At 44.1% G+C, this 16724-nt stretch carries 10 protein-coding genes; 7 read left to right on the top strand and 3 right to left on the bottom strand.

All coding sequences use genetic code 11. The features are described 5' to 3' along the window. Window positions 1-127: 127 nt before the first annotated feature. The 4 genes from VK179_09540 (at window position 128) to VK179_09525 (ending at window position 4602) form a co-directional block, all read left to right on the top strand. Complete coding sequence (locus VK179_09540) at window positions 128-448, top strand: hypothetical protein (protein ID HLO58972.1); 321 nt, start codon at window positions 128-130, stop codon at window positions 446-448. A 141-nt stretch (window positions 449-589) separates the two neighbouring features. Further along, a complete protein-coding gene (locus VK179_09535) occupies window positions 590-1597 on the top strand; it encodes a hypothetical protein (protein HLO58971.1) in 1008 nt (335 codons plus the stop codon). After that, entirely contained in the window at window positions 1590-3611 is a 2022-nt protein-coding gene (locus VK179_09530) for a TonB-dependent receptor (protein ID HLO58970.1), read from the top strand. The genes VK179_09535 and VK179_09530 overlap by 8 nt, the downstream gene beginning before the upstream one ends. A gap of 4 nt (window positions 3612-3615) precedes the next feature. Further along, a complete protein-coding gene (locus VK179_09525) occupies window positions 3616-4602 on the top strand; it encodes an HmuY family protein (protein HLO58969.1) in 987 nt (328 codons plus the stop codon). Here VK179_09525 and VK179_09520 read toward each other — a convergent pair. Then, window positions 4588-5643 (bottom strand): glycoside hydrolase family 88 protein, encoded by a 1056-nt coding sequence (locus VK179_09520; protein ID HLO58968.1) that lies wholly within the window; start codon window positions 5641-5643, stop codon window positions 4588-4590. The two genes, VK179_09525 and VK179_09520, sit on opposite strands and share 15 nt — an antisense overlap. 207 nt (window positions 5644-5850) lie before the next feature. Then, entirely contained in the window at window positions 5851-7116 is a 1266-nt protein-coding gene (gene fucP, locus VK179_09515) for an L-fucose:H+ symporter permease (protein ID HLO58967.1), read from the bottom strand. A 603-nt stretch (window positions 7117-7719) separates the two neighbouring features. On the opposite strand from fucP, the gene VK179_09510 reads away from it, so the two are divergent. From VK179_09510 to VK179_09500, 3 genes are all read left to right on the top strand, one after another. Then, window positions 7720-10893, top strand: coding sequence for a TonB-dependent receptor (locus VK179_09510; protein HLO58966.1), 3174 nt, complete (start codon window positions 7720-7722; stop codon window positions 10891-10893). A gap of 18 nt (window positions 10894-10911) precedes the next feature. Then, window positions 10912-12825 carry a RagB/SusD family nutrient uptake outer membrane protein gene (locus VK179_09505; protein HLO58965.1) on the top strand — a complete coding sequence of 638 codons (1914 nt, stop codon included), beginning with the start codon at window positions 10912-10914 and terminating at the stop codon, window positions 12823-12825. Window positions 12826-12924: 99 nt separating this feature from the next. Further along, a complete protein-coding gene (locus VK179_09500) occupies window positions 12925-16200 on the top strand; it encodes a VCBS repeat-containing protein (protein HLO58964.1) in 3276 nt (1091 codons plus the stop codon). A gap of 12 nt (window positions 16201-16212) precedes the next feature. Here the strand turns inward: VK179_09500 and VK179_09495 are convergent, their stop codons facing one another. Further along, window positions 16213-16719 carry a hypothetical protein gene (locus VK179_09495; protein ID HLO58963.1) on the bottom strand — a complete coding sequence of 169 codons (507 nt, stop codon included), beginning with the start codon at window positions 16717-16719 and terminating at the stop codon, window positions 16213-16215. Between the last annotated feature and the right edge of the window lie 5 nt (window positions 16720-16724).

The following is a 16724-nucleotide window of genomic DNA, read 5'->3' as shown; positions in this document are numbered from 1 at the left end:
GATTGGTTCGATTTACGATTGGATATCTATTGAGGCATAATCGTAAATCGTAAATCTTTAAATCGTAAATATTTTTTGCCCGAAACTTTCGGGTCTTTTTTTTGTTATATGTTAAATTCGCACCTGCATGTTTTTTCTCGGAGGTTTAAATACCGCTCTTCCCTATCTGCTGTATTTATCACTGGTATGGGCTTTCATGATCATCGGGATCACTGGAAGGCACCATTTTAGCTTACCTCACCAAAGTCACGAATATAACCTGTTATCTGATGCAAAGACATTGTCTTACACCGGTCACCATGCTGATCAGCAACAGGATGATCTCATCTTACCCCTGAAATTCGAAAAGCAGCTTGCTTTTTCTGTCATTAAAATTCCTGATAAGAATCCGGGAATACTTACAGTTTACCTGACCGATCTTCTTTTCCGGGGACCCCCTTCAAATTAAAATTTGCGCTGTCACACCTCACCCCCAGCCCCTCTCCTAAAAGAGAGGGGCGTTAAGCTGTGCCTGTGCGAATCGCCCCTCTCTTTTAGGAGAGGGGTAAGGGGGTGAGGTGAATAATCGTAAATCGTAAATAATTTTAACATGGTAAATAAATCACTTTATTTCATGGCCTTGCTGGCTATGGTTGTTTTTGGCTGCGAAAAAAATGATGATAACAGCATAAGTAAATCTTTTGTTTCAGCCACAGTAGCTATGGGTTCAAACAGTTCAAATGATATATATTATAGTCTCGCAAACGGGGTGGCATCATCCGTTGAACGGTCAACCTGGGATATCGCTTTTTCCGTTCCCCTGCAAACAGCGACAGTTCTGATCAATGAAGGAGCCGGCGTTGAACTATACAGTGTTGGTGATACCAACGACTGGGATGCTGTTAATGAGGCATCAACAACAGGAAGAAGTAAACTATTCAACGATAAATCGGATTGGTCAAACGGGGCATTTAACCGCACAGCAACCGGTTTTCCGAATTACGGGTGGGGCACGTATCATGCCAACACCGATCATAACGTGGGAGGTGATTCGGTTTATGTTATTAAACTTTCAGACAGTTCGATGAAGAAGTTCATGATCAGGGCAAAGCTTGGAGCCACTTCAAGCAATTTATTCCGCTGGGCAGACCTGGACGGCGGGAATGAGCAGGTTGCTTCACTTCCTACTACCCCTTATGATAACAAGAAACATTTTATTCATTATTCGCTTGTGGATAACCAGGTTGTGGAAGCAGAACCTGATATGGATTCATGGGATCTCCTTTTTACAAGGTATGTGGTTAAGATACCTGCCGGACCCGGTCAGTTTATGGATTACCCTGTGATGGGCGTGTTATCGAATCCGGATGTAAAGGTTGCCAAAGTTACCGGTGATCCCGAGAAAGTAAACGACACCGGGGCAACATTCAGTGATGCAGCGGATGTGATCGGTTATGACTGGAAAGTATCCGATCCGGTAACTCATGAGATATCCATAGCCGACAGTACCAGTTATTTCATTCAATCAGTCGACGGCCATACATGGCAGTTATATTTTACAGGATATGGCGGAAACACTGCAGGAACCATCGATATTAAAATAAAGAAAGTTGACTGATTTCATTAAGCATATTCTCACAAGGCATACTGTTTTTTCACTTTTTCCTGTATGCCTCACTTTTATCTGCATAACAGCCACCGGTCAGAAAACGGATACCATCCGGCAGGTTGTGGTAACGGGCCAGTACCGTCCGCAACCTGCCGACCGGTCGGTGTATGATATCAGGGTCATTGATCAGAAAGATATCCGGCTTAAAGCTGCTTCTTCGCTGGGAGAGTTATTGCGGACCGAACCCGGTTTCCAGGTACGCTCCGAAGGGGTGTTGGGCGACTATGTACGAATTCGGGGACTGAGTGGTGAACATGTAAAAATTTTGATTGACGGAATGCCGGTGACCGGAAGAATTGCCGACAGAATTGACCTGGGTCAGCTTACACTGAACAACGTCGATCATATCGAAATTGTTGAAGGGCCTATGTCGGTGGTATACGGAAGCAATGCCCTGGCCGGTGCCATTAATATTATAACTGCCGATCATTCAGACAAACCCTGGCACGGTTCGGCGAACGGATATTATGAATCTGCCGGTATTTATAACCTGAATGCTCAGTATTCAAGAACAAAAAAAAATCAGTCGATAGGCTTCAATGCCGCCAGGAATTTTTTTTCAGGCTGGGGACCGGTTGATACCTCCAGGTACCGTGTATGGAAGCCGAAACTACAATACATGGCAGGCGTCGATTACCGGGTGAAGACCCAAAATCTTAAACTGGCACTATTCTCAGATTACCTACATGAAGAACTCAGGGACCCGGGAGCCCTGACACTGGCAAATCTTTATGAAAAGGCGCTCGACGGGTATCATTTCACCGCGCGATGGAACAACAGGCTGAACCTGGTAACCAGTTCAGACAAAAAGATCATGTTCAACCTGCAGGCGGGGTATTCCTATTATGAAAAAAAGAAATTGACATACCTTAACGACCTTGTTAACCTGCATAAGACACTGGCCGCTGATGCAGATCTTCACGACACAACAAGGTTCAACATGGTATCAGCCCGTGGATTCATTTCAAATAAACCGGGAGGTAAAATTCAGTTTCAGACCGGTATAGATATGAATTACGAATCGGCGGACGGAAAGCGAACCGGCGGACGGAAAGACATATATGACTTATCAGCATTTGGCGGGATAATTTATTCCCCTGTTAACCGACTCAGCATCCAGCCCGGCCTGAGGCTTATGCACAATTCAAATTACAGCGCTCCGGTAATATACGGGGTAACTTTAAAATACGTAAAAGACAATCTTGTACTGAGAACCTCCTATGCAAAGGGATTCAGGGCTCCATCCCTTAAACAGCTGTATCTTGAATTCATCGACAACAACCATGAAATACACGGAAACCCGGAGTTAAAGCCTGAGACGGCCGATAACGTGAGCGCTTCTGCAAATTATACGCTTTATAGTGACAGAAGAATGATAGGACTTGAAACTTCTGTTTTTTACAATTCGATAAAAGATGCTGTGCAACTGGCTATCAGTACTCAAAAACCGGGATGGGGAAAGTATTTCAATGTACCCGGGCATTTTAAGACGATGGGAGCCGAGGCCGGTATAACACTGAGGTATTCACCCCGGTTTACATGGAATTCAACTATAACGGCAACGGGCAGAAACCGGATTGATCAGAATAACAGCTACAGCTGGTCAACCGATTTTGTAACCTCAGCTACCTTGAAATTTCTTAAGCCCGGTTTGCAACTGGCGCTTTTTTACAAATACACCGACCGGTTTCTTGATTTTGCCGGCAATTACAGTCCCGAAGGACAGCTTGACGGCATTGCACAGGAACTCACCAGCAGCTATAATACGCTTGATGCCACTTTGTCAAGATCGTTTATGTCAGACCGGTTATTTATTTCAACCGGTCTGAAAAATATTTTCAACGTCACATTGATTGATTCACCCGGAAATCTTAATTTTCACGGCAGCGTGGACAATTCAGCTGCCATAGGTTACGGAAGAGTTTTCTTTATGAATGCCATTTTCACCTTTGATAAAAAATGAACGAATGAAGCTTCTCATCCCCGGATTACTGCTGATTCTCTTGATGCAGGCGTGTTTCACCGAAGATGAACCTGTGAAGCCTTTTCCGGGAAGCATTACAACAATTCAGGATTCCGTTCAGGTATACCAGACCTGGTTTGACCTTGAATCAGGGCAAACGGTTTCGGTAAACCCTGTTAACGACTGGCAGCTTGGTTTCGAATGCGGGCCCGATGGCTGGCATATCATCACCAATTCAGGGGCGCACTGGTTTTTATATAATACCGGTGTGACCGACATGAACCAGTCCTCTCATTTTCCTGATGCTCTGACGGGTTTATACGATGTGCAGTCGTTGTGGCCTGAAGGCACTGCCGCAGGCAATTGGGTGTTTACGGAAGGGATACAGAAACAGTATACCGGAAATGTTTACCTGCTGGGGCGTTTAATTAACGGAACCTTTCAGCAGATTAAAAAAATTGTGTTTGATGAAGTAACCGACAGTAGTTACCGGTTCAGGTACCTGGATGCCGTTCAATCCGATAGTGTAAGTATCAGGAAAAAGAGCGGTTTTAATTTTGTATATTATTCTTTCCTGGTAAAAGACCAGGTGCAGCCTGAACCGGGCCATGATGAATACGACCTTGTGTTTACCCCGTATTATGACCTGGCTACGCTGTTCGGACAAACCATACCCTATCATGTGGGCGGAGCATTGCTGAATGTATGGAATACCCGGGTAGCCATTGATTCAGTGTCCGCTTACAATGACATTACTATCGACAGGGTTGCCGGAATGGATCTTACAGGCGAGCGCGACATTCCGGGTTACAGGTGGAAGAATGTCACTGTAGATATTACAGGAGGCGGATCTGCTACCTATGAAGTAAAAACCGGTTACAATTACGTTGTAAAAACCGCGCAGGGAAATTATTTCAAACTTCGTTTCCTGAGTTATACACTCGACGGCCGGTCAGGCTTTCCCAGGTTTGAGTATTCACGACTGGAGTGAATGCCATGCGCTTTCCATCATGATGAAAAACGACTGGGCTTCGGTGGATGTGCCTACCTTGTCAAATGAAGGCGAGCCGCATGCCCCGGTAATCACTCCCTGTGAGTCAACCTTTGAACGTGCTGCATTTCTCATCCTATCAGCCTTTTCGCGGTATGAAGCATCGAGCCATCCCGATTTAACACCTGTATAGATTGAAAAAGCGATCATCTGTCCAAGATTCGTTTCAACAAAGGAATTGCTGTCGTCAATGATGTCGTGGAATAATCCATCCGGCCGCATAAAGGCAATGCATCCGTCGATAATGTCTTTGCCAATGCCGGTGAGTGTGGTTTTCAGGTCATCCCGGTTGGAGGGAAGCACATTGATGATTTTAGCTATTCCAGCGGCAGTCCATCCGTTTCCCCCACCCCACAGCAGCTTGCGGGAATATTCATTCTTTGATTCGTCCCACTGGTGGTACAGCAGTTTCTTTTCGGGGTCCATAAGATACTTCACAAATCCGGCTATTTGCTTCACGGCTTCATCATAATCGTCCATCAGGGCAAGAAACGGAGGGGCCATAAAAGAAGCGTCGCTCCATACCTGGGGTGCGTACGTAATATGATGCAAAACACCGTCCTTTGTTTTTGGAGCTATGTTTTTAAGATAATTGTACATGGCTTCCGCAGCCTTCTTATATTTTTCATCACCTGTTTCTTTCCAGGCAAGGAGTACAGCTTCACCGTTCGAAGCCGGATCGGTAACTCCCGGGTCATTGGCTACAATTCCGAGGCGGCCTTCGGAAGTTTGCCTGACAACGGCATCGCGGGCAAACAAGATGGCAAGGTCTTTCTTACCAACTGAAATAAGAGCCTGCGAAGCGGTACCCTGTTCCCATGCCATACGCTGGTTGCACAAAAGCACATTAATGGCTTTCTGAACCAGAGGATCAGCAAGGGCACCGGTTTCAGCTGTTGCGGTTTCAACTTTTTTGGGTGTGCAGGCCAGTATGCCTGTAGCAGCGAGGGCGGAGGTAGTGAGGAAGTTTCTTCTTATCATGTGGTTTAGAAGTTTAGATGATTAGATGTTTAGAAAGATCCGTCATTGCGAGGAGCAGACAAAGTTATGATTATAACTTATATTGATGTCGACGAAGCATTCTGCCCGAACAGGAAGAGCCTAGCCATGAAACACTCTTTGTATCGCTGTGCCTGTTCCGGCAGATTGCTTCGTCGACGAAAACTTTGTACTATAATCATAGTTTTTTCAAGCTCCTCGCAATGACGATCCCTTAGGTTTGCTGCCTAAAAATGCATACCAGGTAACCACGATATAGCAAACCAGCACTACGATCATGGCTATGGCCATTTTGTGTGTGCGGTCGGAAATCACGCCCATGATCGGGGTAAATACGGCACCGCCGATAATGGCCATGACCATCAGGGAACTTCCGAGCTTTGTATTTTCACCCAGGCCTTTAATTCCCATGGCAAATATGGTGGGAAACATCAGCGACATAAAAAAGCTTGTCAGAAATATGGACCAGACACCGATCCATCCCGGTACAAGGATGGCAAGAAGAACGAGTGTAATATTAATGAATCCGTAGATCCCCATAAGCCTGGATGGTTTGACATACTGCATGAGCCAGGTGGCAGAAAACCGTCCGACGGCAAAAGCTCCCAGCGTGCCAACAAGCAGTGTTCCGGCAAGTTTTTCATGTTCACCGGTATAATCCTGTATATATTGTATAAAGAAACTCCATGTGCCTACCTGTGCACCCACATAGCAAAACTGGGCAAATACACCTTTATAAAAATGCGGGTATTTAAACAGGTCTTTGATCAGTCCTCTGTCTTCTTCCTCAGTACCCGTTGATTTAGGAAACCTTGTAACCAGAATTAAAATGCCCCATAAAAAAACAATTGAACCCAGTACGGCATATGGAACGATTACCCGGAGTGTTTCGCTGTGAAGGTAGGAAGCATAGGTACCAGCCTGTTTCAGTGCTTCAATCTTCTCAGGACTGTGTTCAATGCCCGATAGAATAAACAGTGTGCCGATGCCCACACCGGAAATGGCACCGATAGGATTAAAGGCCTGTGAAAAGTTAAGCCTTCTTTCCGATGATTCCGGATCCCCGAGGGTTGCAATAAAAGGATTGGCACCGGTTTCAAGAAATGATGCACCTGAAGCAATTACAAAAAGGGCGAAAAGGAAGAAACCGAATTTACCAATAATAGCAGCGGGCCAGAAAAGGAGAGCGCCGAGGGCAAAAAGCATAAGACCGGTTACCAGTCCTGCCTTATAACCAAACCTCCGCATAAGCAGGCCTGCCGGTATTGCAAGTACAAAATAACCCATATAATAGGCCGATTGGATAAGTCCTGCCTGAAGCCTGGTTAATTCGAATGATTTCATGAACTGTTTGATAAGGATATCATTCATGTTCCCGGGAATCCCCCAGAATAAAAACAGGGCAGTTACGAGAATGAAGGGAACGAGGTATTCCTTTTTGATAAGTTTTGTCATGGGAGTAGTCTGTTAGTCTGTTAGTCTGTTAGGTAAAACTTCTTAAATCATAAATCGGTGTTCGGTGTTCATTATTTCATTTTTCATTTTTCATTCTTCATTTTTCATTCTTCATTTTTCATTCTTCATTTTTCATTCAATGAAGATAATAATTTACCCGGAAATTGATGTTTTTTTAAAAAAATGTAACGAAATGGTTAAATTTTCATAAAACTAACGAAACAAATGTTTTTCACGTCTGTTCCTGTTATTACCTCAGTTTTAACGTAGAAAGGGCGTCCGGTAAAAGAATGAAAAAGAGTGTTACGTTAGTTTCAATGACGGTGTGCTGATCAGAATGTGCTGATTTTGAATACCCGCTACAGTGAAACATTGAGATAGTTAGTAGAATATTTTCAACAATATTTAAATCTTATTTTATTGTTTTTCTGGTTATTAACTTTTAACTTAATGTACAATTCAGAGAATAATTTTAAAAAAAACAACAGATCATGTAATTTTTAATATATTTTTAATATCTTGCAGTAACATTAATCCCCCTAAGGATTGGTGTTATCTTTTTAACCCTAATATTAACTAATTGTTTACAAAAAACTTTTAACCATGCAAATTACCAAGGTACAGCGCATTGCGCTGTTTATGCTCAGCATGGTGCTTTCATTGGGCTTTGCTTTCGCCCAGGAAAGAACCATTACCGGTAAGGTTACCATCGAAGGTGAAGGACCTGCACCGGGTGTGAATGTATTACTTAAGGGCACAATGAACGGAACAATTACCGACATGAACGGCGCCTATTCGATTAAGGTTCCGGGTCCCGATGCAGTTTTACAATTTTCATTCATCGGCTATCTTACCGAAGAAGTTACTGTTGGTGCTCAGAGTGCGATTGACGTAGTTCTTAAACAGGACATCGTTTCGTTGCAGGAAGTAGTTGTAACAGGTTATTCAACACAGCGTAAGCGCGATATCACAGGTGCTGTTGGTGTAGTTGAAACCTCCAAACTGACTGCCATTCCTACCGGTAACGTTACCAGCCAGTTACAGGGCCGCACTTCAGGTGTGACTGTAACAGGAAGCGGACAGCCCGGTGAAGCAGCAAAAGTAAGGATCAGGGGTATCAGCTCATTCGAAGGAAACGACCCGTTGTACATTGTTGACGGTGTTCCTACAACCGATATCACCACCCTGAACCCGAACGACGTTGAAACCATGACAGTTCTGAAAGACGCTGGTTCAGCATCAGTTTACGGTTCCAGGGCTTCAAACGGTGTTATCGTTGTAACAACCAAAAAAGGCGGCCAGGGAATCAAGGTTAACTACGATATGTATGTTGGCTCCCAGCTGCCCGGCAAAGGCCCGACAAGCGGTTTTGTAACCACCGAAGGGTATGCCGATTTACAGTGGCTTGTTTACAAGAATGATAAATTAAATGGTACAGTTGACGGACCGGATGACGATAACATTCCTGATTTCGAAGTTCATCCTCTGTATGGTTCAAGTGCCAATGCAGCTCCTACATTACCTTCATGGGCTGCTCACACTGACTGGTATGATGTAATTACCGATCCTGCACCGATTCAGAACCATGACATATCATTGTCAGGTGGTAATGACAAAGCAAGATTCTTCGGTAGTTTCGGCTATTTCGACCGGGGTGGTATCATTCTTCGTACCTACGAAAAAAGGTATAGTGGCCGTTTCAACTCGGAATGGACATTCCTGAATGACCGTGTTAAAGTTGGTGAAAACTTTACCCTCGCCATGACCAGGTCACACCAGGTTACCAACCTTGGTGAAGGAAGCCCGATCCAGATGGCATCATACAGAACACAGCCTATTATTCCTGCTGTTATCACACAGGAAATTGCCGGTTCATCACATACTTTCAAAGTTGGCGAATACGGCGGTACAGGTATTGCCCCCCGTCTTGGTAACAGCACCAACTCACTGGCTGACCTCAACAGGGATAAAGACGACATGAACCTTAACCTGCGCATGATTGCCAGTACCTACCTGGATGTGAAACTTCTCGAAGGTTTGAATTTCAGAAGCACAGTAGGTGGTACCTATGCTACCTATTATTATACTGACTATGGTTTTGCTACCTATGAAAGAGCTGAAAACGTGGGTACCGCTTCCATGAGCGAAGGTGCCGGTGTTGGTGGCGACTGGTTCTGGTCAAATACACTGAACCTTAACAAAACTTTCGGACAGCATACAATCAATGCAGTATTAGGTTACGAAGCTTTAGAGACCGGTCTTGGCCGTGATGTATCAGGTAACCGTGCCGGTTATTTCTCCGATAAACTGTCATTCCGCACTCTGAACAACGGACAGAAGATACAGAATGCCAATTCAAATTACTACACTCCTAGAGCGTTGTTAAGCCAGTTTATCAAGGCTGACTACCAGTTCATGGATAAATACCTGTTGAGTGCAACGGTTCGCCGTGACGGTTCATCAGTATTTGGTCAGGACGATAAATACGGTATTTTCCCTTCAGTATCTGCCGGATGGCGCATTGGCGAAGAAGCATTTCTCGATGGTCTGCCCTGGCTGTCTGAACTGAAAATCAGGGGATCATACGGTACCATGGGTAACCAGATCCCGGTTCAGCCACAGAACCAGTATGCATTGTATGGCGGTGGAGCCGGTTCATCATACTATGACCTTGATGGTACAGGAACTTCCTCTGTTGAAGGTTTCCGTGCAACCACAATTGCCAACCCAAATGCTAAATGGGAAACCAACGTCAGTACAAACATCGGTTTTGAAGGCGGTCTGTTCGACAACAAGTTAACCTTAGTTTTTGACTGGTATTCAAGGACCTCCAAAGACCTTCTTTTCCAGCCTGAAGTACCGGGAACCGTAGGTTCAGCAACTGCTCCCTATATCAATGTAGGTCAGATGAAGAACTCAGGTGTTGATATGGAAGTTGGTTATAAGAATAATTTCGGTGACCTTGGTTTCAATGCCAATTTGACTTTCACAACCTTCAAGAACGAAATCATAAAGGTTGACAACAGCACTCCTTTCTTTGAATCAGGCGGATCACGTATTGGAAACCTCGTTCGTAACATGGAAGGCGAAGCAGTATCCTCATTCTTCGGATACAAAGTTATCGGCCTCTTCCAGAGCGATGCTGATGTTGCTAACTCTCCTACACAGGATGGTGCTGCTCCCGGCTTCATGAAATTCCAGAACGTTAACCAGGGTGATGCAGCTCTCGATTCTAAAATTGATCCAGGTGACCGCCAGGTAATTGGTAACCCCAATCCCGATTTCACTTATGGTTTGAATATTGGTCTGAATTATAAGAATTTAGACCTGTCAGCCTTCTTCTATGGAAGCTATGGCAATGACATCTATAACTGGAACAAATGGTGGACTGATTTCTGGCCATCATTCCAGGGACAGAAGAGCGAGGACCTGCTGACCAAGAGTTGGACACCTGACAGAACCAATACCGACGTTCCTAAGGCATCCAATACTTCAAACTTCTCGACCAATACACAGTCGACAAGCTATTACATTGAGGATGGTTCTTACTTAAGGCTTAAAAACCTGACCATTGGTTATACCATTCCCGAAAGCATCGTGAACAAGGTAAAAATCAAGAACCTCAGGGTTTATGTACAGGCTGTTAATCTTTTCACACTTACCAAATATACAGGACTTGATCCCGAACTCGGTGGTGGTGATACTGCATTCGGTATTGACTACGGTAACTACCCCACTGTAAGGCAGTTCAACGTCGGCCTCAATCTTGGTTTATAATTAATAAATTTTCATAAGATGAAAAAGAGAAATATATTAATCACTATATCAATTGCTGCAATCGGAATTGCGAATTCCTGCAGCAGTGACTTCCTTGAAGTCACACCAAACGGCAGCCTTGACCAGACGGTCTTGATATCTGAGAAAGGTGTTGACAACCTGTTGATTGGAGCTTACTCACTTCTTGACGGCGTTTCCAACAGCGGAAGCGGTGACCAGTGGGATGCCACCAATACCAACTGGCTTTGGGGTTCAGTACGTGGTTTGGAAGCAAACAAAGGTTCAGACGCAGGTGACCAGCCGGAAATGAACCCGGTCCAGACTTTCTCTGAAACTGCCACAAACGGTAAGATCAATAACAAATGGAGAATGCTTTATGAAGGTATTGCCCGTTGTAATTCAACGATTCAGTTTGCAAAAATGACACTTGATGCAGGCCAGATTACCCAGGAGCAATACGATAACTTCGTAAATCAGGCCAGGGTTCTTCGCGGTTTCTACCATTTTGAAGCATGGAGATTCTGGGAAAAGATTCCCTATGTTGATGAAACAGTTGACCCTTATGAGGTTACAAATACTGAATCTCAGGAAACCATAAAAGCGAAGATCATTGCTGACCTTACAGCAGGAACTTCTCTTGCTTTGGATATGGGCCAGATCGGCCGCTGGAATAAGACAGTAAGCCAGGTAATGTTGGCTAAAGCTCAAATGCAGATGAACAAAGATTATGATGCTGCTATCGCTCTGCTTAAGGATGTGGAACTCAACGGTAAAAAGCCGAACGGTGATCCTATCGGACTTGCACCTACATACGGTGAAATTTTCGACATTGCAAACCGTAACGGCGTAGAATCCATTTATACCGTTCAGTACTCTGTAAATGATGGTTCAGGCGGATCAAATGCAGGTGGCGGCGAAGTTCTGAACTTCCCCTACAAAGGCAACAACGGTTCACCCGGCGGTTGCTGCGGTTTCTTCATTCCGAACCAGGAATATGTAAATACGTTCAGAACTCAAGGTGGTCTTCCTTTGCCGAATTTCACTTTCGATACTCCTGCCAATGCTGTTAAGAATGACCAGGGCGTTCCGGGTGGAAGCATATGGGATCCTACATCTAAATACGCTGTTAACCAGGGTGTTACTGTATATAATCCTGCTGAACCTTTCAAGGATCTTGGCTATGTATGTATTGATACAAACGGTATCAGGGGTAAAAATCCTTTGACTTCACCTGCAAACTGGGAATTAAGATGGACTGAGGATGAATCACAGCCTGTTGACCCGCGTCTTGACTGGTCAGTTGGAAGAAGAGGTATTCCTTTCTGGGATTGGGGTGTACATACCGGTGGCGACTGGATCAGGGATCAAAGCTATTCCGGACCTTTCTCAGCCAAGAAACAGGTTTACAAGAAATCACAGCAGGGTCAGTTTACCGAAGTTGGTAACTGGACATCAGGCTGGACTTCAAACGGTTATCGTATGATCCGCTATGCAGACGTACTTCTGATGATTGCCGAATGTGATATTTTCAAAGCTACACCGGATCTGGCCGAAGCAACAGATTATATCAACAGGGTCCGTCACAGAGCTGCAAATGCTGCCGGTTTTGTTAAAGAATCCGACAATACAACCAACGCAGCTACCTATGAAATCGCTGAATATCCCGCAGCTTTTGCTAACGAGGATGAAGCTTTCTATGCTCTTCAGATTGAAAGAAAACTTGAACTTGGTCTTGAAGGCCACAGGTATTTCGACCTGAATCGTTGGGGTAAAACTGTAGAAGAACTCAACAGGGTACTTAACTATCAGAAAACCCTTACATGGGGTAACGCACTCTACGGATCTGCTGTTGTAGGTCCCGAAGATGTTACTTATCCTGTTCCTCAGCGTCAGATTGACCTTTCAAACGGTAAAATTGTTCAGAACAGATAATCAATATCTGTCATGATATTCTTAAGTGGACTGCCCCAGGGTAGTCCACTTTTTTTATATATTTACATCCTTTGCTGCATCTGTTAAATAAGAGAATCCATGAAAAATATTGCCCTTGCTGTTCTGGCATTGCTTGCCATTTCATGCTCAAAATCACCAAGGTTTCAACTGCTTACAGCAAAGCAGACAGGAATCGACTTTAATAACCGGATAACTGAAAGCGACAGTTTTCATGTGATGACATATGAATACATCTACAACGGAGCCGGTGTGGGTATTGGCGACCTGAACAATGACGGACTGCAGGATATCGTTTTTGCAGGAAACATGGTTTCTCCGAGAGTGTACCTTAATCTTGGAGATTTTAATTTCATGGACATTACACGAAATTTTGAAGGACTTAACAATAGCCAGTGGTACAGCGGTGTATCCATGGTTGATATAAATAACGACGGATTACTGGATGTATATCTTACAAGCACCGGGCCTAACCCGGCAAACTGTAAAAACAGGTTGTGGATCAATAATGGTTCCAAAGGAAAAGAATCCCCTACTTTCACTGAAATGGCTGAGAAATATGGGATAGCCGATGATCATCAGAGTGTAAATGCCGCTTTCTTCGATTATGATCTCGATGGGGATCTCGACCTGTATGTTTTGAACAATACGCTGACAACCCGCATGAATACGATGTACAGGGCAAAAATCACTGATGGCACTGCACAAAACAACGATCAGCTTTACAGGAACAATAATGACGGAACTTTTACAAATGTTACTGTTGAAGCCGGGATAACAATTGAGGGATTCGGACTGGGACTGGCAATCGGCGATGTAAATAAAGACGGTTACCCGGATATTTATGTATCCAACGATTACATGTCAAACGACCTCCTTTATATAAACCAGCGCAACGGAACTTTTAAAAATGAAATTGCCTCCCTTCTTTCGTATCAAACCAAATCATCAATGGGTGATGACATGGCTGATATCAATAACGACGGCTTTCCTGACATCTTTACGATGGATATGCTGCCGGAACATTATTACAAGAAAAAACAAACGATTAACGGGTTCAGTTATATATTTTACCTGAATGACGATAAGTTCGGATATGAGCACCAGATACTCCGCAACATGCTCCAGGTTCATAACGGATTAATTAACGGCGATCTTGTACCCTACAGTGAAGTGGGTCAGTATGCAGGAATTTATGCCACAGAATGGAGCTGGTCACCTTTATTTGCCGATTATGACAATGACGGTGATAAAGACCTTCTTGTTGCCAATGGCTATCCTAAAGATATGACCGATAAGGACTGGACAAAATATAAAGCCGAAATGTTCGGGTCCCTGGGTACAGATGAACAGATTATTGACAAGGCCCCTGCGATTAAGGTGCCTAATATGGCATTTGAAAACACAGGCAATCTTAAGTTTGTCCAAAAGACGGACGAATGGCTTGGAAAAACTCCTTCATATTCCTATGGAGCTTCTTTCGTTGACCTGGATAATGACGGCGATCTTGATTATGTCACTAATAACCTCGACGATAACGCTTTTGTGTATCGGAACAAGACTATTGAAAAATCTTCCAAAACCTCGAATTATATCTCTATACGTCTTATCGGAAAAGGCGGAAACACTATGGCTGTAGGAGCCAAAGCCGAAATCTGGAGCAATGGTAAATACCAGTTCCTTGAAAAGTTTCTTACACGCGGCTATGCTTCGTCAGTGGATCCGGTGTTGCACTTCGGTATAGGAAAAAATCAAAAGATCGATTCATTGCGCATAACATGGCCTGCCTCGGGCAATGAAACGGTTATTAAAACACCCGCTATTAACGGGATGATCGTTATAGATGAAAATAATGCCGTGCAGAAACCGCATAGTAACCCGGTTAAGAAGAGCTATATGTTTGAAAAAGCGGATGATGTAATCGATTATGTGCATCAGCAGACCGATTTTCCTGATTTCTTCCTGAACCAAAAAATCATTCAGCACAAATTCTCCCAGATCGGTCCGTGCATGGCAAAAGGTGATATCAACAATGACGGTCTTGACGATATCATTATCGGATCAACCAATCAATTGCCGACAATGGTCTATATCCAAAAAGACAACCGTTTTATAAGAACTGAATTCCCGGGCCTCACCGGTCACAAGGAATTTTCTGAATCAGGCTTTGAAATAGCTGACGTTGACAACGACGGAGACAACGATGTAGTCGCCATTGCCGGCGGATATGAAAACCAGGATGAAAGCGAATATAAGCACTTTCTGTATGTAAACCAGAATGGCAAATATGAAAGAACGCAGTTACCAATACCCCAGTTTCCTGCCTCCGTTATCCGTGCTATTGATTTTGATCATGACGGTGATATGGATTTCTTTATCGCTTCACGTGTTAAAAAAGGTATGTATCCTTATGCAAACCATAGCTGGCTTGTACTTAATGATAAAGGAAGATTGTATGTTGAACCCTGGTGCAAGCTCAACCTGGGCATGGTTACCGATGCCATCTGGACGGATTATGATAAGGATGGATTTGAAGATTTATTGCTGGCACGCGACTGGAATTCCCTCCTGATATTAAAGAACATAAAGGGAAAAGGGCTTGAACCACAGACAATCAGCGGATTCAATGACCATACCGGGATATGGTATTCTTTGGCAGCGGGTGATTTTGACCAGGACGGCGATGAAGACTATATAGCCGGTAACCTGGGTGAAAACAACCGGTTTACCGTTTCCGATCAGTATCCTCTTTCGCTTTATGCAATTGACCTGGATATGGACGGTACAATTGATCCGATAGCAACCGGTTACTGGACCGACATTTCAGGCCAGATGACAGAATATCCCATAAATTACCTGGATGAACTGTGGTCACAATCCAACTATTTTGCCAGGAGATTCCAGGATTACGCCACGTTTAGCTACGCCTCTTTTAAGGACATGATTGATCCGGCTTTTCTTAAACAGGCTGAATTTAAGTTGCAGGTTAAAACCGCTTCAAGCTACATCCTTTGGAATGACAAAGGTACCTTTACCTGGGAAAAGCTGCCCCTGCCTCTGCAATTGGCGCCTATAACCAGAATGATTGTAACGGATCTTAACGGGGACAATATGCAGGATGTTATCCTTACAGGAAACGATCATACCTATGATATTGCCACCGGCTATTATGATGCCAGCAAGAGTAATGTGATGCTGAATACCGGAAAAGGAACGTTTAATGTATTGTCTCCGTCTCAAAGCGGAATGGCCATCAAGGGAATGGTTCAGTCACTTCTTTATTTTAAGGGCGATACCTCCCTTGTTGTGGCAGGTGTAAACAGGAATAAAGTGGCCGTTTACAAACAGCGCCCATAGTCATGTGAGCGTTCACCTTCGGGTCGCCAGGATGAGTGATTCTCCTTTCAGCTTAAATAACACGGTGTCTCTGCACTCTGAGCAGTAATACAAAGGTGATGAAGGATCATGAGTAGGTACTTCAGCTGTTATAATGCCTTCATTAATGCCTAATATCCTGGCATCCGAACGGATGACACGGGCGATTTTAAGTGAATCACCATCCGATTCAAGTAGTAAATGGTAATCCGGCATCAGTCCCTGTTCATGTATGGAATCAATTGTAATCCACACCTGGCTGTTTTTGGAAGCGGAGTCAGCCAATCCCGAAAATACCCGGCCAGGATCGATTACAAATCGTGCCATACTGTCGCCTACGGAGACTACACCGTTTGAATCGGTAAATGCTTTCCCCTGATCGGTTTTTTGTAACGCAAATTGCGTGGCAATGGATAGTGCTTTATGTTTCAATGCATCGTTGTTTTGTGTGCATGACATGACAACAAGAATCGTCAGAGGTAAAAAAATCAGTTTTTTCATTTATC

It is taken from the genome of Bacteroidales bacterium (assembly GCA_035299085.1).
GTDB lineage: Bacteria > Bacteroidota > Bacteroidia > Bacteroidales > UBA10428 > UBA5072.
The sequence above is the reverse complement of the archived record's forward strand: the minus strand, read 5'-3'. Positions and strand labels throughout refer to the sequence as shown.